The following is a 19674-nucleotide window of genomic DNA, read 5'->3' as shown; positions in this document are numbered from 1 at the left end:
ATCAACATTTGGGTGGTGGAGTTAGCTACTACTAAAATCACCTCTTACCCAGACGCGATGAAGTCGCGTCTCTACATTGTTCACAGAAACTGCTCTTCGGACTTTTAACCTTTTACATATACCTACAAAAGACCTCTTTTGGCAAAGAGGTCTTTTGTAAATATTTGACAGGCAATGTATTACCGTAATAATCCCGCGATTTTATCTAAGCCTAAAATCGTAAAAGTAGGGTCGCCGCTGGGTGTGTAAGACGGATTACTGGATGCAAATAACTGATCAACCAGAGCACTCATTTCTTCCGCTGATAGTCGGGTTAAGTAACGAGCCGCCGAACGTTTGGCAAACGAACGAGCCAATGCTTCGGGGCGATCCAATTTCAATTCTGAGTAATGCTGACGAAACTGAGACAACAGTCCTTCGAATAAGTCCTCTTCGTTTTCATCCGTGACATCCGCCGGAATGCCATAAAGGATAAAAGCATCTTTACCAATCTCCGCAAAGTCAAAACCCAATGCTTTAATCTCGTGCTCAATTTCAAGCACCAACTGAAAATCAACGGGATTTAGACTAACCGTTTTCGGGAACAATAGCTGCTGGGAGGCCGCATTACGTTTATCCAGCGAAACCCGGTATTTATCGTACAGAATGCGTTCATAAGCCGCTTTCTGATCAATGACCATTAATCCTGACTTTACCTGCGAGAGTACGTAACGGTTATGTACCTGAAACAGCATTCGTTCGTAATCCAGCAAAGAAGGTTTCGCTGATGCTTTGGATGGAATGGCTTTCGAACTAAATGTCTGTCCTAAACTAACCGTTTCCTGCGGTTCAGATTCTGGCGTAGGCGATTCTTCCGGAAAAGTTTCCTCCGTCTGGATGCGATTAGCTTTACTCTGAAAGGTAATGCTCGACGTCGCTGGCAATGTTTCTGCTTCTTCGGAAACGGGCGGCGTGAAAGGTTTCACCGTAGGTAATACCTCTTCGGGAAGGTCAAAAATACTGTGACGTTCATTTTTGACCGGGCCTTCCAGTCCTTCAAATAGCTTTTCCCAACTGTTAATATTCCGCTTCGGAGCCGCCGATCGAGCGTGGTAGGTATCACGGGGAGAATGCTCATTTTCCTCGTCAGTTACCTTCCGATTTTCATTAGCAGAGGCTTCGAAATGAACGGCGTAATCTTTTTTCTCAAACGAAAGTGACTTTGCCGGGCTCAGCAAATTTACGTCCATCTCAAAATCAATTGCTGGAGCAAGTCCGTACACTCCCGTCGCCCGTTTGACCGCCGCCCGAACGATGGCATAGACCGAACGTTCATCATCAAACTTAATTTCTGTTTTTGTGGGGTGAACGTTAATATCAATATGGGCCGGATCGATTTCAATATTTAAAACATAAAATGGATGGCTTCCATCGGGAATCAGTCCTTCAAAACCACTCAGAACGGCGTGGTGTAAATAAGCATGACGGATGAACCGCTGGTTCACGAAGAAAAACTGCTCTCCCCTCACCTTTTTGGCAAACTCAGGCTTACCAATAAATCCGCTCACCTTCACAAAGGGTGTTTCTTCGCGGGTATCGGCCAGTTGCTCACGGTAATTTTTTCCGAATAAATCAACAATCCGTCGGGACATTTTCCCGGCAGGTAAGTTATACACTTCCGTTTCCCCGTGATGCAGCGTAAATGTTACATCAGGGTACGAAAGAGCTACGCGTTGAAATTCGTCGAGAATATGACGCATTTCAACAGGATTGGATTTCAGAAAGTTACGTCGAGCCGGAACGTTAAAAAATAAATTCTTTACGCAAATATTCGTCCCCGTCAGCGTTTGGCAGGGTTCATGAAGTTTGAGTTCAGAAGCTTCAATTTTCAGGTGTGTTCCCAATTCGTCGGCTTCTCGACGCGTCCGTAACTCTACCTGAGCCACGGCAGCGATGGAAGCCATAGCTTCACCGCGAAAACCCATGGTACGAATTTTGAAAAGGTCTTCAGCCGTGCGAATTTTAGAAGTCGCATGTCGCTCAAAACACATACGGGCATCGGTTTCTGACATACCAAGCCCGTTATCAATGACCTGAATCAGCGTTCGCCCTGCGTCTTTTACTAGCAGTTGAATCTGCGTAGCCTGGGCATCAATGGAATTTTCAAGCAACTCCTTCACCACCGAAGCCGGTCGCTGAACGACCTCGCCAGCCGCAATCTGATTCGCAATGGAGTCGGGTAGGAGTTGAATAATATCTTGCATGAAAGTGTGTTCGGAGTCTATAAAAACGAATTCCGATTTAAACTTATTTCTTCGGTAAGAATCTGAATAAATTCTAAACCGGGCGTGTTGGATAATGTAGGAACGCGAATTTCGCCCAAATCCCCCGGAAAAGCGAGCCTATTTTTTTAAATATATATGTTTTGATGCAATTGTTTAGAGATAATTTCGCGTTCTCGTAGTACGTATTGATGATCAGGATGTTGAAGAATAAGTTAGTTTTTCTGGGAATGTGTGGCCTGCTGGCTCTGACAGCCTGGAAATCTCCGATAGATACCTCTAGTTTTAGTGAAGTAATGCTTGCCGACTCTACCCATGAAGTTCGCTCAAACGCGGATGTCACCAAAGTTTCTGCGGCACAGTTGTGGGTAGACAGTACGCTTGCCGGCATGAACCTGGACGAAAAAATCGGCCAGTTTTTTGTGATTGGAACTTACTCCAATCGTTATGAATCGTATTATGCCAGCATTGATCGATTGATTAAGGCTTATCATATCGGTGGCGTCATTTTCTTTCAGGGCGATCCTTACTCGCAGGCGGAGCTGAGCAATCGTTACCAGAACCTTTCCAAAGTACCCCTACTGGTCTCTCTGGATGCTGAGAATGGGCTGGGCATGCGGTTAGCTCTGGGCACCTCTTTTCCGCACCAGATGACGCTCGGAGCAATTCAGGATAATAACCTGATCTATGACATGGGCATGGAAATTGGGCGTCAGTGCAAACGCATTGGCGTTCAGATGAATTTTGCTCCGGTGGTAGATGTAAATTCTAACCCCCTTAATCCGATCATCGGGTATCGTTCCTTCGGAGAAGATCCGAATAACGTTGCCGAAAAAGGGAAAGCGTATGCCCGAGGATTGCAAGCGGCAGGTGTACTGGCCTGTGCCAAACACTTTCCTGGTCACGGCGATACGCAGACCGATTCGCACCGCACCTTACCCAAGGTTGGGCACGATCAGACTCGTCTGAATCAGTTTGAATTACCGCCTTTTAAAGCTTTGATTGACGATGGGGTTGCCAGCATTCTGGTAGCTCACCTGGAAGTTCCGGCGTATGAATCCCGGCCTATTGCTTCTACGCTCTCTGCTCCTATTGTAACTGATTTACTGAAAAATCAGCTCAAATTCAATGGCTTAGTCGTTACCGATGCCATGAACATGCGGGGTGTTACGAAAGGGAAACCAGCTCCCGATGCCAATTTACAGGCCCTACTGGCGGGTAATGATCTTTTGTTACAACCAGAAAGTGTGGGTGCTTCCATTGTGAAAATCAAGCAGGCTATTACCAGCGGACAGATTACGGAAGACGAGATTAATCGCCGCGTTCAGAAAATTCTTTACGCCAAATACAATGCCGGACTCGTTCCTTTCCAGACCATTCCTGTGGACAAAAACCTGGTGAAGGAATTGAAAACGCCGCAGTCGGAAGCCCTACGGGAACGCTTGTACGAAAATGCCATCACGCTGGTTAAAAATGACCGAAAGCTGGTACCGCTGGTTCAGTTAGATACGCTGAAAATTAGTGCGGTTGCGGTGGGTGAAAGCGAAAACAACGTTTTTCAGAACACCTTACGTAAATACGCCAACGTGAAGTGTTATACCAACGGCACCAAAACCGACGAACGTTTTTACGCCGAAATGCTTAGCAAGCTTGATTCCAGTGAGGTTGTAATTGTGAGTTTGCACGAAATGCGGCAGAAAGTAACTCAGAATTACGGCGTATCCTGGGCTTCTGTTGACTTTGTGAAGAAACTAGTCAAGCGAGGTAATCAGGTTATAGTTTGTGCGTTTGGCAACCCTTACAGCCTGAAAAATTTCCCGGAAGTGCCTACCTTACTCTGCGGTTATGAAGGCGATCCCTTCGCTCAGAAAGCCACCGCAGAAGTAGTGTTCGGAGCTTTACCCGCCCTGGGTAAGTTACCCGTTTCGGTGGAAGGACTTTTCCCGGTTGGGCATGGATTAACGACGCAGGCTATCGGGCGACTTACCTATGGCCTACCGGAGGAGGTAGGCATGAATAGTGGCAAGCTTCAGACGATTGATAACATTATGAACGAGTCCATCCGAAAGGGGGCTTTTCCCGGCGGGCAGGTGGTGATCGCTCGAAAAGGCCGGGTCGTTTGGGAAAAAAATTACGGAAAACTCACCTACGCTCTCACGCCGTTCGAACCCGTGCGAGACACCACACTATACGATCTCGCGTCCGTCACTAAAGTGGCGGCAACCCTGCAAGCCCTTATGCTGCTGAACGAAAACGGGGATCTGGACTTGAATCAAAAGCTTTCGTATTACCTGCCTGATTTGAAAGGGACGACAAAAGAAAACCTCATCGTTCGCGACGTATTAATGCACCAGTCAGGCTTGCTGGCGTATTTACCTTTCTGGGAAAAAACGAAACCCGAAGGCATTTTTAGTCCTGATTTTGATTTACGGGTCGATACGCTGAACTATACCTTAATGGTTGCCCGCGACCTGTGGACCAAACCCGCCACCATTGATTCCGTCTGGAAATGGGTCGTACAAAGCCCCATGACTACCCAGCGGGATCGCAGTGGTCGATACAAATACATTTACTCGGATTTGGGACTGATTATGCTGCGTCGTCTGGTTGAAAAAATTTCTAATCAGCCCCTTGATGCATTTGTACAGCAGAATTTTTACGAGCCGCTGGGCATGTATAATACCCTCTTCAGTCCGTTGATGCACGGAGTCATTGACTGGAAAATTGCTCCAACCGAAGATGATCGAGTTTTTCGGGAGACGCTTCTTCGCGGCACCGTTCACGATCAGAATGCCGCCATTCAGGGCGGTGTTTCCGGTCACGCGGGTTTGTTCAGTACCGCCAATGATCTCGCCATTTTGATGCAGATGAACCTGCAAAATGGGTATTACGGAGGTCGCCGCTATTTCCTGCCCAACACGGTTCCGATGTTTTCCTACAACTATACCCTACGCAGTTACCGTGGCCTGGGCTGGGATCGAAACCCCGATGGGAATGGGAATGCCTATATTTCTTCGTACGCATCCAATCGCAGTTTCGGACACTCCGGTTTTACGGGTACACTCGTTTGGGCTGATCCGGCTCAGGAACTAGTCGTTATATTTCTCTCCAATCGGGTGCATCCTAATGCGAACAATAACCTCATTACCAGCCTTCGCATCCGTCGCCGGATTATGGATGCGGCTTACGAAGCCATCGAAAAAACGACGCTTTCGCAGAAATAATAAACCGTATGGATACCTTACAGAAACAGATTGCCCAAGAGGGCTTTGCCGTTACTGAACCGATTTTTGAACCCTCGGAAATTCATACGCTTTTAGAACAAATTGCGGAGTTAGACACCGATAAATCGACATTTCGTAAGACGAATGATTTATTTGCGATTCGTCAGTTTTTTAAAGAGGCTCCCGAAACCCTGGCAACCGTTTTCAATGAAAAATTAAAGACGTTAGTAACACAAACTTTCGGCAAGGATTTTTTCATCGTTAAATCCATTTACTTCGATAAGCCCGAGCAATCCAACTGGTTTGTTGCCTATCATCAGGATTTAACGATTTCAGTAGATCGGAAAGTAGAGGAAAAAGGGTTTGGCCCCTGGACGGTGAAACAGAACCAGTTTGCGGTACAACCGCCCCTGACTATTCTGGAAAACAACTTCACCATCCGCATTCATCTGGACGATACTCACGAGCAAAACGGAGCCTTGAAAGTAATTCCGGGTTCGCATTTGAAAGGAATTTATCGGCCAGATACCATTGACTGGACTCAGGAAACCGAAGCAGTTTGTTCGGTTTCCGCAGGAGCCGTTATGTTCATGAAACCCCTGTTACTACACGCCTCCAGCCGAACAACGAATCAGCAACGACGTCGGGTCATTCACATTGAATGTAGTAACACCCCCTTACCGGAATCCATGCAGTGGTCCGAGTACCTGGACCCGTTTTGAATGGTTACTCAGCCCTAATCAAAGTTACGCTCATTAACCCAATCACTACGTCATTCGCAGAGCGGTTAATCTCAGCTCCTTCAAAGTTTTCGCAGGGTTTAGCGGTAGATCCAGAATCGTTGTGGCTCCGCCTTCCATTTCCTTTCCATTGAATTCCCCTGCTTTTTCACCATCCATTACTTCAACCGTTTTTAGATGCAATCGAGGTGAATGGACGGCTCCGGTAGAAAAAAGAGAAGGCCACATGTACCTTGGCGGGTGCCGTTTATGATGACAAATTCTTCGCCGTCGGGTCGGTAATTCTTTATGACAGTTCTCTTTGGCTAATTGAATGGGGTACCATTTCTAAGCAGCTAGCGGAAATACAATTCTTGCATAGATGAACAAACTGAACCGAAGAAATTGCTGATGTATTTTGGTCATTACTTATCGACTAATCGTTTTCAGGAATGAGGTTTTTTCTGCGAAAAGGAGAAAGAATGAATTTGTGCTTACGGTCTTGAAAACATAAATTCCCGCTTTTAGCGTTACATTACTTCAACCGACCTTCTATGCGTTTTCCATCTTTTGCCCTGTATTTGAGCTTCTTTCTGGGGATAGGACTGCTTTTCCAGTCCTGCGTACCTGACTTTCTATTGTCTAATCCAGACTGGGTAGTGATTGAAGCCTTTAATCATGAACCTACTTTCAAGCGAAAAACGGGGGTTTTGATCAGCCCGCGGGAGGTTTCTGCTACGGTTACGTTTGATAGTTCCTGCATTTATGATTTGCAAAGCGTAGATCAAAACGACTGGAATAAGGTCATTGGGTTGGGCTTTGTAGGTTCTAAAAATCAGAGTTTAGGTTCAGCCCCCCATCAAGTGGATGGAGCTCGCGTAGGCTGGCGGTGGAATCCGGAAACGCAGAAAATTGATCTGGCCTGCTATGCCTATGTAGACGGCCAACGGACGGCTTTCAAGGTAGGTGAAACTGCGATTAACCAGCCCGTTCATTTGAGTATCAAGATTGATTATCACAAGAAAGAATACCGCGTCATGGAAGGCGAACCTGTACGCTTTACGCATAACAAGAAGTTTGCGTATAAGACGGGTTTATACTTTGGCGGCAATCGCCCCGCTCCGCATAGCATTCGGGTGAAGATCGTGGATTGAGTTTGGTCTGGAATTGATGATTAGCTGTGTAGTCTTTTTTGGTTGGAGCATGCTAATTCCAGCGTGGTGAATTTGGGTAGCCCCGGATGATAATTTGGGGACTCCTATTTCCCCGGGTTAACACCCGGGGCTATTTATATTTGACCCCGCTGGGGTCTTGTTGCATAAAGTTGCATAAATAAGTTTAAATGGGTTTATCCTGAATATCGTGGCTGTTTTCCCTTGGTATCATCCAAATCCATCCCTACCGGGGATATTCATATTGCACCCATCTGGGCTTTATAGCAGGTATTTTTCGTCAAAGTCAATTCCGTGGATTTTTAGTAACTCCTTATATTCATCTGTGAAAGTTTTTCCCTGATGGTGTTCTTCCTGATTTTTAATGTATTCGATTAAAATCCATTTCTCTGTTTGAGAATAGGTAAAAGCTCCGTAACCCACCTGCCAGCCCCGAAAATCTTTGAATAGATTTTGTTCTTTAATATAGCTTGAACTGGAGAGTTTTAAGTTCTTAACCAATGCTGCTAATGCAACGGAGGGGTGAAGATTAATAGCTAAGTGTAAATGATCTTCAACACCATTGATTCGGTACACATGGCAGTTATACTTTTTCAGCACTCCCCACATATAAGAAAATAGACTACGCCGATTTTCTTTAAGAAGTGTAGGTTCTCTATGCTTAGTACAAAATACAATCTGATATAAGGTCTGCGTATAAGTATGCATTATTTTTTGATTGAAGGTTAACGCAAGATATTAAAATCAACCAAAAAAATAAGCAATTATACTCAATTTTTATATCTTCATATTTGGCAAAAGACCCCAGCGGGGTCAAATACGAATAGCCCCGGGTGCTAACCCGGGGACTCTCCCGATATGAATCCAGCTATTCCCTCACCGGTTTATCATCCAGGGCTATCCAGACCGAGGCTACCCAAATTCAACCCCTCCAGGATTAGTAGTTAGTATGCCCAAATCAAAAACCCTCCCAAAATCAGACCTATGCCTAATCCCGGAAGGGTTTAATGAAATGATTACACCATTACCAACTATAACTTCCCTTTCAAAATCGCAGGGCGTTCGTTGGCTACTTTCAATACCATCTCACCGAACAGCGTGTTTGACCAGGCAAACCACTTCCGGGTGAACTTAGCGGCATCATCTTTATTGAATGATTCGTGCATAAAGCCCGTTCCGGCATGCGTCGCTTTTTGTTGGCGTAACTGATCGCGAATCTCCGTATCACTTGTTGAAGTTAACGCACGCATCGTTACCGCAATCGGCCAGATGCTGTCTACCAGCGTGTGAGGGCTACCAATTCCTTCACCTTCTTTCCCTTTCGCGAAGTAAGGGTTTGAATCGCTTAAAATCAGTTTACGCGTATTCTGATAAATCGGATCTTTTACCGAAACCGAATCCAGGTAAGGTAAGGCCAGTAAACTAGGCACATTTGCGTCGTCCATGAACAGGGCGTTACCAAAACCATCTACTTCGAAAGGATACACCTTACCGAATTTCGGGTGCTCCACAATAGCATATTTCTTCAGAGCCTGATCCACTTCATCCGCCAGCGTCTTACATTCTTTTGCCAATGCCGCGTCACCAATTTTCTGGCTAATTTCGGCTGCCTGACGTAAGGATGCTACCGCGAAAAAGTTAGAAGGCACCAGGAAAGGAAACGTCGTAGCGTCATCCGAAGGACGGAAAATACTGGTAATCAATCCTACAGGCTTCGTTGGGTTACCCCATCCATCTCCAGGAACAGTATCCGTAGCCCAGGCCGTTTTACGGGTGAAACTATAAGGTCCGCGATTTTCCTTGCGTTGCTGTTCTTTGAACGTCTGAACGATCAGTCGAATCGCCTGTTTCCACTCATTATCAAACGGACTGGTATCGCCCGTCGTTTTCCAATACCCGTACGCCAGCCGAATGGGGTAACACAGCGAATCAATTTCCCATTTCCGCTCGTGCAGTTCGGGCTTCATTTTGGTGTTATCCGAATACCACTCACTATGCCCAGGGCCGTTGTAAAAGGCGTTCGCGTAAGGATCAATCAGGATACACTTCGTTTGCCGACGAACTACCCCTTCAATCAGTTTTTTCAGAGGCTCATCGTCTTTCACCAGTGAAAGGTAAGGCCACACCTGAGCCGTACTATCCCGCAGCCACATGGCATCGATGTCACCCGTGATGACGAACGTATCGGGCTTGCCGTTTTTCTCGCTGTAATGAACCGTAGTGTCCAGCGTATTAGGAAAGCAGTTGCCGAACAACCAGGCCAGTTCTTCATCGGCAATCATTTTTTGTACCCGTTGAATAGTGGCTTCTACTGCTTTACTCGTGAAATTCCGCTTGGAAGCCGGAACCCGCACTTCGGGGAAACTGGCGGCCATACCCGACAGGGGAAGCATCAGACCCGCTCCGGCCAGAGCCGTGTTTTGTATAAAATCTCTACGATTCATGATTAAGTTGACTGTTTTCCGTTTAGAGTTTCAGGAAATATAGTTCGGAAACCCCTTTTCAAACTCAGATCGTTAAGGATCATTTCCCGGCGATCCTTAACGATCTCCTCCTAACTACTTAGTAATAACGCCGAGTTCAGCTACGTTGGCTACCGTCTCGCTAGTATCTGTGGCTTCAACCGCTACAAAACGCAGGTATTGTGCCGAATGAGCTTTTTTAAACAACACGCGTTGTTCCAGCGGGTTATTCTGAATATTGTCGAAACGTCCTTCCGCTACCGCCTGCCCCCAGTTTTGTCCATCATCCGACAGGAAAACCTGATATTTATACACGGTACCACGACGATGATCCGAAGCATCCGGCGTGTACGTGAAACCTTTCAGCGTCATTTTTTCTCCCAGATTCAGCGTTAGGGTGTGGGGATATTTTTCATTTTTATCCGAAACCCAGATGGTCTTCACATCTCCATCAATGGCCCGATCTGCTTTTTGATCAATGCTCCATTTCGTCGAAGGAATGTCAAAATCAATCGAGGCAACCGGACCGCTCTGAGCCTTACCAAACGCTCGGGCTTTGACCGTTGCCGCCTGCGGTAATAAGAAGCTCTCCGTGTATAAAGCCGAACTAGCCCTGGGCTCTGAACCGTCCAGCGTATACCGAATTTCACGCACCGAAACGGGTGATTCAATACTCACCATCCCTTTCTGATTACGCTGAATGACCGGAGCTACTAACTGTTCGGGTTCTGCGTAAACGCCTAATTCACTAATCGTTACGGCAACGGGTGATTTCGTCACACGAATGCGGACTTTTTCCGTGGAGTAATACTTCGGCAAACGCACCAGTCGTAAAGCACCCACGCTTGTTCCGGTATGTATTTCTTTCCACTGTCCGTTTTCCCAAACATCCAGCTTAAACTCCTCGATTCGCTGCCCTAAAGCAATCGCCTCCCGAAGACTCAAAATATTGAATGTAACGGGTGTTTTCCAGGTCAGGATGATTTCCGGTTTGGTTGCCTGGTCTTTGCTGGCCCAATAGGTCTGACGGTTATTATCGAGAATATTTTTCGTAGGGAAAGCCGCTCCGCGACCTTCTGTAGCCGAAACCTGAGCCGTTTTCGCCAGGTTTGTTGCGAAGGTTTTGCGAAGTATATCACCGAAAGCTTTCAGAATAACTACATCGTCATTATGCAGTTGTCCGGTTTTATCAGGCGATAACCCTAAATCCAAAGCCGCTCCGCGACCTACGCTTTTGTAATACAGTTCAAGTAACTGCTGAGGCGTTTTGGATTTCCCATCCTGACTGGCATGATAAAACCAGCCTGGACGCAGGGGAACGTCACATTCAGCCGGAATCCATTTCTCACCATTCCGCGTTCCTGTGGGAGCATCGTAGTCGTTAGCGTTGCCGGGTACGCCTTTGCTTTTACCATCGGCAGAAGTTGGCGTAAACGTTGCCCATGACGTTTCGTTGGCAAAACCTTTTTCGTTGCCCACCCAGCGAACATCCCAGCCTACATCGCTGAAAATGTTGGCATTAGGCTGTAGTTTCCGGGTAATCTGCCAGGTATTATCCCAATCGTAATACGTCAGGTTATTAATTTTCCGGGATTCGCGGGCACCGCCGTAATAGCCGTCCCCCCCGTTCGCTCCATCGTGCCAGGACATAAAGAGCGGGCCATAGTTCGTATATAATTCCTTCAGTTGAGCCTGATAAATTGCGAGGTATTGATCTGTTCCATAAGCCGCATTATTCCGATCCCAGGGCGAACAATACAGGCCCAGCTTCATACCATATTTTTGACAAGCCAGCATCATTTCCCGGACCATATCACCCTTTCCGTTGCGGAACGGACTTTTTGAGATGTTATAGTCCGTCGTTTTGGTAGGCCAGAGACAAAAACCGTCGTGGTGTTTCGCTACGAAGACAATTCCTTTAGATCCCCCTGCTTTAGCCGAACGAACAATTTGCTCGGCATCGAAATTAGTAGGATTAAAGGTAGTAGGATTGGCATCCCCATAGCCCCATTCTTTGTCCTCAAAAGTTGTGGGCGTAAAGTGGACGATGTTGTAGACTTCCGTCTCATGCCATTTCAATTGACGGGCAGAAGGGACGGCTCCGTAGGGTTTAGGGGCTTGCTGGGCAAGACTGCTGAGGCTCAAGAAACAGCCTAGAATAGGTATGACGAGCTTTTTCATTCGTTCTTGGAGGAATAGTGGGCTAAGCAGTGAAGCATCGCTTTTTTATGATTAGAAGAGCAAAGGTGGCGTTTCAGACTCTATCCAATAATAAAAAATTTTATTAATCTACGAAGGTATCTATTTACCCGAATTCGTTTCGGTTTGGACACTGAAAAAAATACTTAAAAGCGGTAACTTTACTTGTTTTTACGTTGTTAGGACCTCATGGCAGAAACCACTCTTCCCACAATATCCACCGAATCCAACGGTCAGGAACTTATCGAAATTTTAGGTGCCCGCGAGCACAATCTCAAAAACGTTGATTTAACCATTCCCCGAAACAAACTGGTGGTCATTACGGGCATCAGTGGTTCGGGAAAATCTTCGCTGGCATTTGATACCATCTACGCGGAAGGCCAGCGTCGGTACATGGAAAGCTTCTCGGCCTATGCCCGGGGATTTATTGGCTCGATGGAGCGGCCCGATGTTGACAAAATTGAAGGCCTCTCCCCCGTTATTTCCATTGAACAGAAAACGACTTCCAAAAACCCACGGTCAACGGTAGGAACCACGACGGAAATTTACGATTTTCTGCGTCTGCTTTACGCCCGTGCGGGTGAAGCCTTTAGTTATGTAACGGGCGATAAAATGGTGCAGTTTTCACAGGATCAGGTCATTGATCAGATTTTGAGAGACTACGAGAACCGTAAAACGATCTTACTGGCTCCCGTCATTCGGGGCCGGAAAGGACATTACCGCGAGCTATTTGTTCAGATTGCCAAACAGGGTTATACCAAAGTTCGGGTCGATGGCGAAATTCAGGACATCGTACCGAAAATGCAGCTCGACCGCTTCAAAATCCACGACATTGAAGTAGTAATTGACCGCATTATTCCCAAAGACGAAGACCGCTTCCGGCTGAGTCAGTCCGTAGGAAAAGCTCTGCAAATGGGTAAAGGTTTGATGTTGCTTCAGGATGACCAGGATCAAACCCGCTGGTTCTCGAAAAACCTGATGGACCCCGTTTCAGGCATCAGTTATGATGAGCCTGCTCCAAATGCTTTCTCGTTTAACTCCCCTTACGGCTGGTGCCCGACGTGTCAGGGTTTAGGCGTGATTGAAGAAATTACCATTGATTCGATCATCCCCGATAAAAAACTGAGCATCAGCCGAGGAGCCATTGCTCCCATTGGCGAATACCGGGAACTCTGGATTTTCAAACAACTGGAAGTGTTACTGAAGCCCTTCAAGGTTGGGTTGACGACACCCATTGAAAAATTCCCGCCCGAAGCTCTGGAAATGATGATGTATGGAACGGATGAACCCGTACCCGTACCGTCTAAAAAGTACGAAGGAACCGAGTGGAATACTAAGTACGAAGGAATCATTAACTTCCTGAAACGTCAACAGGAAAGTGGTTCGGACAAGATTCAGGACTGGCTCAAAGACTTTCTGGTGATTAAATCCTGCCCGGAATGTAACGGTGCCCGACTGAAGAAAGAAGCCCTTTGGTTCAAGATTGATAACAAAAACATTGCCGAACTGGCAAACATGCAAATTTCAGAGCTGGCGTCCTGGACCATGGGGCTGGAAGACCGCATCAGTGATCGTCAGCAGGTAATCGGTAAAGAAGTATTGAAAGAGATTCGCAAACGAATTGGCTTTCTGCTCAACATCGGGCTGGATTACCTGACGCTGAATCGGCCCCTGCGAAGCTTATCGGGTGGCGAGGCTCAGCGGATTCGTCTGGCCACACAAATCGGCACTCAACTCGTTGGTGTTCTGTACATTATGGATGAACCCAGCATTGGCCTTCACCAGCGGGATAACGTCAAACTGATTCAGTCGCTTAAAGATTTACGCGATTTGGGTAATACGGTTCTGGTCGTCGAACACGACAAAGACATGATGCTCGAATCGGATTATCTGGTTGATATTGGACCCGGTGCCGGTCGCCACGGCGGCTCGGTCGTTGGACAAGGAACACCGCAGCAATTCCTCGAAAATCATTCCACTACTTCCGACTACCTGAGCGGACGCCGGAGCATTGAGATTCCGGCGGAACGTCGAAAAGGAAACGGCAAAACGCTGAAGATTAGCGGAGCGAACGGTAATAACCTGAAAAATGTAACCCTCAAGTTGCCGCTCGGCACAATGATTTCCATCACGGGTGTTTCAGGTTCGGGGAAAAGTACGCTGATTCACGAAACCTTATTCCCGATTCTGAATCAACATTTTTACCGCTCCAAACGCGAACCGATGGTCTACAAATCCGTTGAAGGATTGGAGCATCTGGATAAAGTAATCGAAGTTGATCAGTCGCCGATTGGTCGTACCCCGCGTTCGAACCCTGCTACGTATACAGGTATGTTCAGCGACATTCGTACTTTGTTTTCGGAGTTACCCGAAGCAAAAATTCGGGGATACAAAGCCGGTCGCTTCAGTTTTAACGTCAAAGGCGGTCGCTGCGAAGGTTGCGAAGGAGCCGGGATGAAAAAGATCGAAATGGAGTTTCTGCCGGATGTTTACGTCCCTTGCGAAGTGTGTAAAGGCAAGCGTTTTAACCGCGAAACCCTGGAAGTACGTTTCAAAGGTAAATCCATTTCCGACGTGCTGGACATGACCGTAGAACAGGCCGTAGAGTTTTTTAAAAACCAGCCCAAGATCCTCCGTAAAGTTCAGACCCTGAACGAAGTAGGCTTGGGTTACCTGACGCTCGGGCAGCAAGCGACTACCCTTTCCGGCGGTGAAGCTCAACGAGTGAAGCTGGCCGAAGAGTTATCGAAAAAAGACACGGGCAAGACGCTGTATATCCTCGACGAACCTACCACGGGCTTGCACTTTAAAGACATCGAGCATTTGCTCAACGTGCTTCAAAAGCTGGTTACGAAAGGAAACACCGTCCTTATTATCGAGCATAACCTAGACGTAATTAAGGTTTCCGACTGGGTGATTGACTTAGGCCCCGAAGGTGGTAACGGCGGCGGCCAGATCATCGCCGAAGGAACACCCGAAACCGTAGCTAAAGTAAAAGGTAGCCACACGGCGAAGTTCCTAAAGATGGAGTTAGCTTAATCACTCATCCAATAGCAACAAAAAAGCTCTTCGAACGGAAGAGCTTTTTTGTTGCTATTCATTTCCCTGGCCTTCTTGTATATAGGGCAAAGCGAAGGACCTTTTCTATAAAATCTCATTAACGTTATCAGGATCGTTTTCTTTCCACCCGTAGTCGATCAAACAAACGGATGAATTCCTGACACGCTTGTTTGGAAGCCAGCTTTACCTCACCATAAGCTCGTCGAAAGCCCGGGTCCTGTTCCATTGTTATAGCCGTCCCTTTTTGCAGAAAAAACTGGACAGCATACGCTCCATCCTGCTTTTTCCAATCCATTAACGTCGTTTCATCCAGCGGAATAATCCACTGGTTGATCTGCACCGCATACTGCTTTTCAGGTACATAGACTTTTGCAGTATCCGAGGTTTGCTGGAGTAAAGTCTGCATACGAACCACACTCGCCGTAGGATGGCTCTGAGCCAGGCCTTCAACCGTTGCCAGACTCATCATAAGTAAGATACAGGTGATGAACTTCATGCTTATCAAGTTGTTAGTTTGTCCGAAGATGTCAGTTTTGTCGAATAGGTTGCTTCGATCTCCTGCCCCAGATGCTTTTTATTGTACCTGTCATCCAGAGCGAAGCAAAGGAACTTACTTACTTTTCGAACGTACTTGATCATGAGGGAACTTTAGTAATGCTGAAGTCGCCTGATTCCACAGAAGGTCTTCATTCGAGAGGACAAGTTAATGAATCTTCGATGAAGCTATTCTGATTTTTGTACGATCATTAAATCATTTAGTAAGCTTGAGGTTTCACGGGCTTTGAAGATTTTACCCACTCTATTACCTTTGGCAATACGTATACTTTTCCTGATTCTTTATTTAGAAATGAGATATTTTATCATAGCCCTTGCTCTTTTTATTTTCGCTCAATGCAGCAAACAAAAGCCCTTAGCTAATACAAAAAAAAACGTTCAATTTGATACATTAACTCTATTCGATACGAGCAGAAACAGAAGTATTCCGATTGCTATATATAAGCCTAAAAGTAACCTAAATGGTATTCCTATAATCTTCAGTCATGGGTATGGGCAGAATAAGGGTGGAGCGTATTTAGAATATTCGTACCTGACCGAATTTTTAGCATCAAAGGGATATTTTATCGTTAGCATCCAGCATGAATTACCAACGGATAGTCTTCTACCGAGCACTGGAAAACCGCAACTAGTTAGACGATCCAACTGGGAAAGAGGAGTTCAGAATATTCATTTCGTCTTACAGGAAATGAAAACCAAATATCCGACATTGAATTATGCTAAATTAGCACTAATGGGTCATTCCAATGGAGGCGATATGACGGCTTTATTTGCTCATCAATATCCTGATTTTGTAAGCAAGGTTATTACCCTGGACAATCGAAGAATGGACTTACCCAGAACATCTAAACCTCAACTATTTACCTTACGATCCGCAGATTATCCTGCCGATGATGGGGTGTTACCTACGGATACAGAAGCTCAACAACTCGGTATTAGGATTCAGTTCACCCCTATTAAGCACAATGATATGGATAATGATGCCAGGCCAACAGAGCGGGAATATATTCAGAATAGAGTATTAGCGTATCTAAGGAAATAATAAATCCTTACAGTTAACTTATTCACCAAAGCCAGTAAAGCTATTTGTTTGGGCTTGTATATGTTCAACAGCTAGACCTTATTTCAAACTAACCTATACTCAAAAATGGAACACGACAAGAAATACCTATTTACATCCGAACGACTTGGATTTAGGAATTGGGAACTGGCAGACATTGACAAAATGCACGAAATAAATTCAGATGAAAAAGTAATGGAATTTTTCCCAGGTATTCCAACAAAAGAACAGACTACTGAATTTGTTGGTCGAATGAAAAAGCAATTTGACGATAAAGGATTTTGCTACTTTGCAGTGGATAAACTTGAGACTAATGAATTTATTGGTTTTATAGGACTTTGTGAGCAAACGTATGAAGCTGAATTCACTCCCTGTATTGACATCGGCTGGAGAATAACAAGCAGTGAATGGAATAAAGGTTTCGCAACAGAAGGGGCGAAGAAATGCCTTCAATATGCTTTAAATGAATTAAAACTTGAAAACATATATTCAGTTACACCAAAAATCAATACAAAATCAGAACGTATTATGGTAAAAATAGGGCTAGAAAAACAATATGAATTTGAGCACCCGTTGTTAATCAATAACGAAAGACTTAGAACTTGCGTCTTATATAAAACTGAGACACAAGCTAAACTATTTTAGAGCTATTAAAATCAGGTAAAGTCAAATGCTAGTAAGATAAATTTAAAAACTGTCTCTATAACATCCGATCTAATTCAAGTATTAACTCTAAATAGGAGCCCCTTAAATTTTAGAGCCGTGAGCGTTTACAACTGGTAACTGAATGCATCTACCATGTCGAGTGATACCTGGCATGGAATACTCTTCGAGATGAATACTCGGACCCGTCTAAAGTCATCCAAATATTAATAACTCCTCTTTGCTTTTTTGTCAGCAATGCATCCCCTCTAAATCTGTGTTCATGGTTACTAAACCAATGACTAGCTGATGAGTCATACCACGACCTGAGGAACGATCATCAAACGTGCCCTATCTACTTCCCTTGTTAGATAAGGGCACTGCGAAGGATTCAAAAGCAAATAGTAATGAACAACCGAAACAGTTTAATTGCCCTGTTTCCCACGCTCATCATTAGTAGTCTGTTAGGAGTATTATTGGCCTGTAGGCCGCAGGATCAGCCCCATCCCACGAACCCATCGGTAACCCTCCAGTTGCTAGCCGATGGCGTTACCGACCAGGCTAAGCCCCTACAACGGGCCATTGACTCCTGCGGAGCAACCGGGGGCGGTACGCTGATTTTGCCCGCCGGAAAGTATCTGATCAGTCCCATCATTCTACGTAGCCGGGTAACTCTGCAACTGGAATCTGGGGCCACGCTGCTGGCCAGCACCAACGCTGCTGACTACACCAGTAAACTCCCCAACCTGATCAATGGTGATTCATTGACCGATGTGAGCCTGAAAGGACAAGGCACCATCGACGGGAACGGGGCCATCTGGTGGCAACGGTTTCGGGACAGTGGTAAAACCCTCAGCCGCCCCCGCCTGATTTACATAACCCGCTCTACAAACCTATTGATTGATGGACTCACGCTCATTAATTCACCGTCATTTCACCTGGTTGCTAGCCAGTGTCGGTATGTGACGATTCAGAATCTGACCATCACCGCTCCGCCTGACTCACCCAATACAGACGGCATCGACCCGGCTAACTGCACACACGTGCTGATTCAGCACTGTACCATTGACAATGGTGACGATAATATTGCCATCAAAGGTGGACGCAGCAATGGGCAGATCATCCAGCCCTGTCAGGACATTCAGATTCGAAATTGTCAGTTTCTGCATGGACACGGTTTGTCAATAGGTAGTGAAACCTCTAGCGGCGTAACGGGTGTGTCAGTGACGAATTGTACGTTTAACGGAACGACCAATGGTATCCGCATTAAATCGCAGTCAGGACTCGGTGGGTCTATTCAGAACCTGTCTTATAAGCAGATTACCATGACCGACGTGCCCAGTCCGCTGATTATCGACCTGGCGTATTCACTCAACAGTAATAATGGGTATCCCAATGATATACCATCGGTATCAGGCCTAACTATTGACCAATTGACGGTAACGGGTGCCAAAAACGCGGGTAGTCTGGTGGGATTGACGAACAGCCTGCTTCAGAACCTGACGTTGTCAAACCTGCACATCAACGCCCGTACGGGATTAGTTCTACAAAATGCCCGCAATGTAGCAATGAATGCCTACCATATTGAGGTCAGCAGCGGACCCTCTGTTATTGCCCAAAACGCAACCGGCACTGGCTTTTGAGTGGTTTTCATCTGCTATTCGGCTGAAATGGTCAGCCATGTATGTGCCTAAATTCTTATAAGCATTGTTAGTGACATTACTCAAAACAGCGGAATTATACTGTTCGTCCGCGACTGTGTCGCGGATGCCTGAGGAAAGCGTCTGCGATAGAAAACTTATATACAGCAGGTTCCTACCCTAAAGGCAGGTTCCTACCTGCCTTTAGGGTAGGAACGAGATAGAGTCTCGCACCAGCGGGCCATATTGTTTAGAACATTCATTCCAAATGTTACTATTCCATAGTATCATTTAGACCTTTGTCTTAATAGTAGTTTACAAAGTTGTTAATCTTTCGAAATGTACCTAGGGTAGAAACTTCCTGTTCCTTTGGCATCTAACCGTCCAACTATCACTTCAAATGAACTTTTACTCAGTTCAATATTAGGCCTTAAATGGAAATGTTCTCTAGCACCTACGGGTAGGTTATGCATTGTTTCTTGATTCATTTCAGCCAAGTGAATTAATAAGCGGGCAAGTGATTTCAAACCCTCAGGATCACCGTGAATTAAAACCTCTCTCTTTTCTGTTATTTTACCTTCTTCGTCATCTTGATTATCAATAATAATGATATCCAAGTGACCCGTGAGTTCAGACTTCTTCCCTTTCATCGTTATAGTTTTTTAATAAATAATCTAACT

At 45.7% G+C, this 19674-nt stretch carries 14 protein-coding genes; 7 read left to right on the top strand and 7 right to left on the bottom strand.

Annotated features, from left to right (window positions below):
- Positions 1-179 precede the first annotated feature (179 nt).
- On the bottom strand, positions 180-2243 hold the full coding sequence (gene mutL / locus QE357_RS02590; protein ID WP_307141919.1) for a DNA mismatch repair endonuclease MutL: 2064 nt from the start codon (positions 2241-2243) through the stop codon (positions 180-182).
- 218 nt (positions 2244-2461) lie between these two features.
- On the opposite strand from mutL, the gene QE357_RS02585 reads away from it, so the two are divergent.
- Positions 2462-5485 carry a glycoside hydrolase family 3 N-terminal domain-containing protein gene (locus QE357_RS02585; protein ID WP_309705614.1) on the top strand — a complete coding sequence of 1008 codons (3024 nt, stop codon included), beginning with the start codon at positions 2462-2464 and terminating at the stop codon, positions 5483-5485.
- 8 nt (positions 5486-5493) lie between these two features.
- Positions 5494-6207 carry a phytanoyl-CoA dioxygenase family protein gene (locus QE357_RS02580; protein ID WP_309705612.1) on the top strand — a complete coding sequence of 238 codons (714 nt, stop codon included), beginning with the start codon at positions 5494-5496 and terminating at the stop codon, positions 6205-6207.
- 45 nt (positions 6208-6252) lie between these two features.
- On the opposite strand, the gene QE357_RS02575 is transcribed toward QE357_RS02580, so the two are convergent.
- On the bottom strand, positions 6253-6453 hold the full coding sequence (locus QE357_RS02575) for a hypothetical protein (RefSeq protein ID WP_309705610.1): 201 nt from the start codon (positions 6451-6453) through the stop codon (positions 6253-6255).
- Positions 6454-6758: 305 nt separating this feature from the next.
- Here QE357_RS02575 and QE357_RS02570 point away from each other — a divergent pair, with 305 nt between their 5' ends.
- Positions 6759-7358 carry a hypothetical protein gene (locus QE357_RS02570; protein ID WP_307141915.1) on the top strand — a complete coding sequence of 200 codons (600 nt, stop codon included), beginning with the start codon at positions 6759-6761 and terminating at the stop codon, positions 7356-7358.
- 279 nt (positions 7359-7637) lie between these two features.
- On the opposite strand, the gene tnpA is transcribed toward QE357_RS02570, so the two are convergent.
- From tnpA to QE357_RS02555, 3 genes are all read right to left on the bottom strand, one after another.
- Entirely contained in the window at positions 7638-8084 is a 447-nt protein-coding gene (gene tnpA, locus QE357_RS02565; RefSeq protein ID WP_106637303.1) for an IS200/IS605 family transposase, read from the bottom strand.
- Positions 8085-8407: 323 nt separating this feature from the next.
- Positions 8408-9820 carry a glycoside hydrolase family 125 protein gene (locus QE357_RS02560; RefSeq protein ID WP_309705602.1) on the bottom strand — a complete coding sequence of 471 codons (1413 nt, stop codon included), beginning with the start codon at positions 9818-9820 and terminating at the stop codon, positions 8408-8410.
- A gap of 114 nt (positions 9821-9934) precedes the next feature.
- On the bottom strand, positions 9935-12019 hold the full coding sequence (locus QE357_RS02555) for an alpha-L-fucosidase (RefSeq protein WP_309705599.1): 2085 nt from the start codon (positions 12017-12019) through the stop codon (positions 9935-9937).
- 207 nt (positions 12020-12226) lie between these two features.
- Here QE357_RS02555 and uvrA point away from each other — a divergent pair, with 207 nt between their 5' ends.
- Entirely contained in the window at positions 12227-15076 is a 2850-nt protein-coding gene (gene uvrA / locus QE357_RS02550) for an excinuclease ABC subunit UvrA (RefSeq protein WP_309705596.1), read from the top strand.
- A gap of 127 nt (positions 15077-15203) precedes the next feature.
- On the opposite strand, the gene QE357_RS02545 is transcribed toward uvrA, so the two are convergent.
- Positions 15204-15593 (bottom strand): hypothetical protein, encoded by a 390-nt coding sequence (locus QE357_RS02545; protein ID WP_309705592.1) that lies wholly within the window; start codon positions 15591-15593, stop codon positions 15204-15206.
- A 312-nt stretch (positions 15594-15905) separates the two neighbouring features.
- Between QE357_RS02545 and QE357_RS02540 the strand changes: the two genes are divergently transcribed.
- The 3 genes from QE357_RS02540 to QE357_RS02530 all read left to right on the top strand — a co-directional run bounded on the left by QE357_RS02540 (position 15906) and on the right by QE357_RS02530 (position 18997).
- Positions 15906-16694, top strand: a complete 789-nt coding sequence (locus tag QE357_RS02540) for an alpha/beta hydrolase (protein ID WP_309705591.1) — start codon at positions 15906-15908, stop codon at positions 16692-16694.
- Between the two features lie 105 nt (positions 16695-16799).
- Complete coding sequence (locus QE357_RS02535) at positions 16800-17357, top strand: GNAT family N-acetyltransferase (protein ID WP_309705589.1); 558 nt, start codon at positions 16800-16802, stop codon at positions 17355-17357.
- Between the two features lie 404 nt (positions 17358-17761).
- Complete coding sequence (locus QE357_RS02530) at positions 17762-18997, top strand: glycoside hydrolase family 28 protein (protein WP_309705587.1); 1236 nt, start codon at positions 17762-17764, stop codon at positions 18995-18997.
- Positions 18998-19320: 323 nt separating this feature from the next.
- On the opposite strand, the gene QE357_RS02525 is transcribed toward QE357_RS02530, so the two are convergent.
- Positions 19321-19644 carry a hypothetical protein gene (locus QE357_RS02525; protein ID WP_309705586.1) on the bottom strand — a complete coding sequence of 108 codons (324 nt, stop codon included), beginning with the start codon at positions 19642-19644 and terminating at the stop codon, positions 19321-19323.
- Between the last annotated feature and the right edge of the window lie 30 nt (positions 19645-19674).

Source organism: Siphonobacter sp. SORGH_AS_0500, from assembly GCF_031453245.1.
Lineage (GTDB): Bacteria > Bacteroidota > Bacteroidia > Cytophagales > Spirosomataceae > Siphonobacter.
The sequence above is the reverse complement of the archived record's forward strand: the minus strand, read 5'-3'. Positions and strand labels throughout refer to the sequence as shown.

What these genes read in the sequence shown, in the direction of transcription:
- mutL (WP_307141919.1), bottom strand. Translation starts at nt 2,243, where the DNA reads ATGCAAGATATTATTCAACTCCTACCCGACTCCATTGCGAATCAGATT.
- QE357_RS02585 (WP_309705614.1), top strand. Translation starts at nt 2,462, where the DNA reads ATGTTGAAGAATAAGTTAGTTTTTCTGGGAATGTGTGGCCTGCTGGCT.
- QE357_RS02580 (WP_309705612.1), top strand. Translation starts at nt 5,494, where the DNA reads ATGGATACCTTACAGAAACAGATTGCCCAAGAGGGCTTTGCCGTTACT.
- QE357_RS02575 (WP_309705610.1), bottom strand. Translation starts at nt 6,453, where the DNA reads ATGTGGCCTTCTCTTTTTTCTACCGGAGCCGTCCATTCACCTCGATTG.
- QE357_RS02570 (WP_307141915.1), top strand. Translation starts at nt 6,759, where the DNA reads ATGCGTTTTCCATCTTTTGCCCTGTATTTGAGCTTCTTTCTGGGGATA.
- tnpA (WP_106637303.1), bottom strand. Translation starts at nt 8,084, where the DNA reads ATGCATACTTATACGCAGACCTTATATCAGATTGTATTTTGTACTAAG.
- QE357_RS02560 (WP_309705602.1), bottom strand. Translation starts at nt 9,820, where the DNA reads ATGAATCGTAGAGATTTTATACAAAACACGGCTCTGGCCGGAGCGGGT.
- QE357_RS02555 (WP_309705599.1), bottom strand. Translation starts at nt 12,019, where the DNA reads ATGAAAAAGCTCGTCATACCTATTCTAGGCTGTTTCTTGAGCCTCAGC.
- uvrA (WP_309705596.1), top strand. Translation starts at nt 12,227, where the DNA reads ATGGCAGAAACCACTCTTCCCACAATATCCACCGAATCCAACGGTCAG.
- QE357_RS02545 (WP_309705592.1), bottom strand. Translation starts at nt 15,593, where the DNA reads ATGAAGTTCATCACCTGTATCTTACTTATGATGAGTCTGGCAACGGTT.
- QE357_RS02535 (WP_309705589.1), top strand. Translation starts at nt 16,800, where the DNA reads ATGGAACACGACAAGAAATACCTATTTACATCCGAACGACTTGGATTT.
- QE357_RS02530 (WP_309705587.1), top strand. Translation starts at nt 17,762, where the DNA reads ATGAACAACCGAAACAGTTTAATTGCCCTGTTTCCCACGCTCATCATT.
- QE357_RS02525 (WP_309705586.1), bottom strand. Translation starts at nt 19,644, where the DNA reads ATGAAAGGGAAGAAGTCTGAACTCACGGGTCACTTGGATATCATTATT.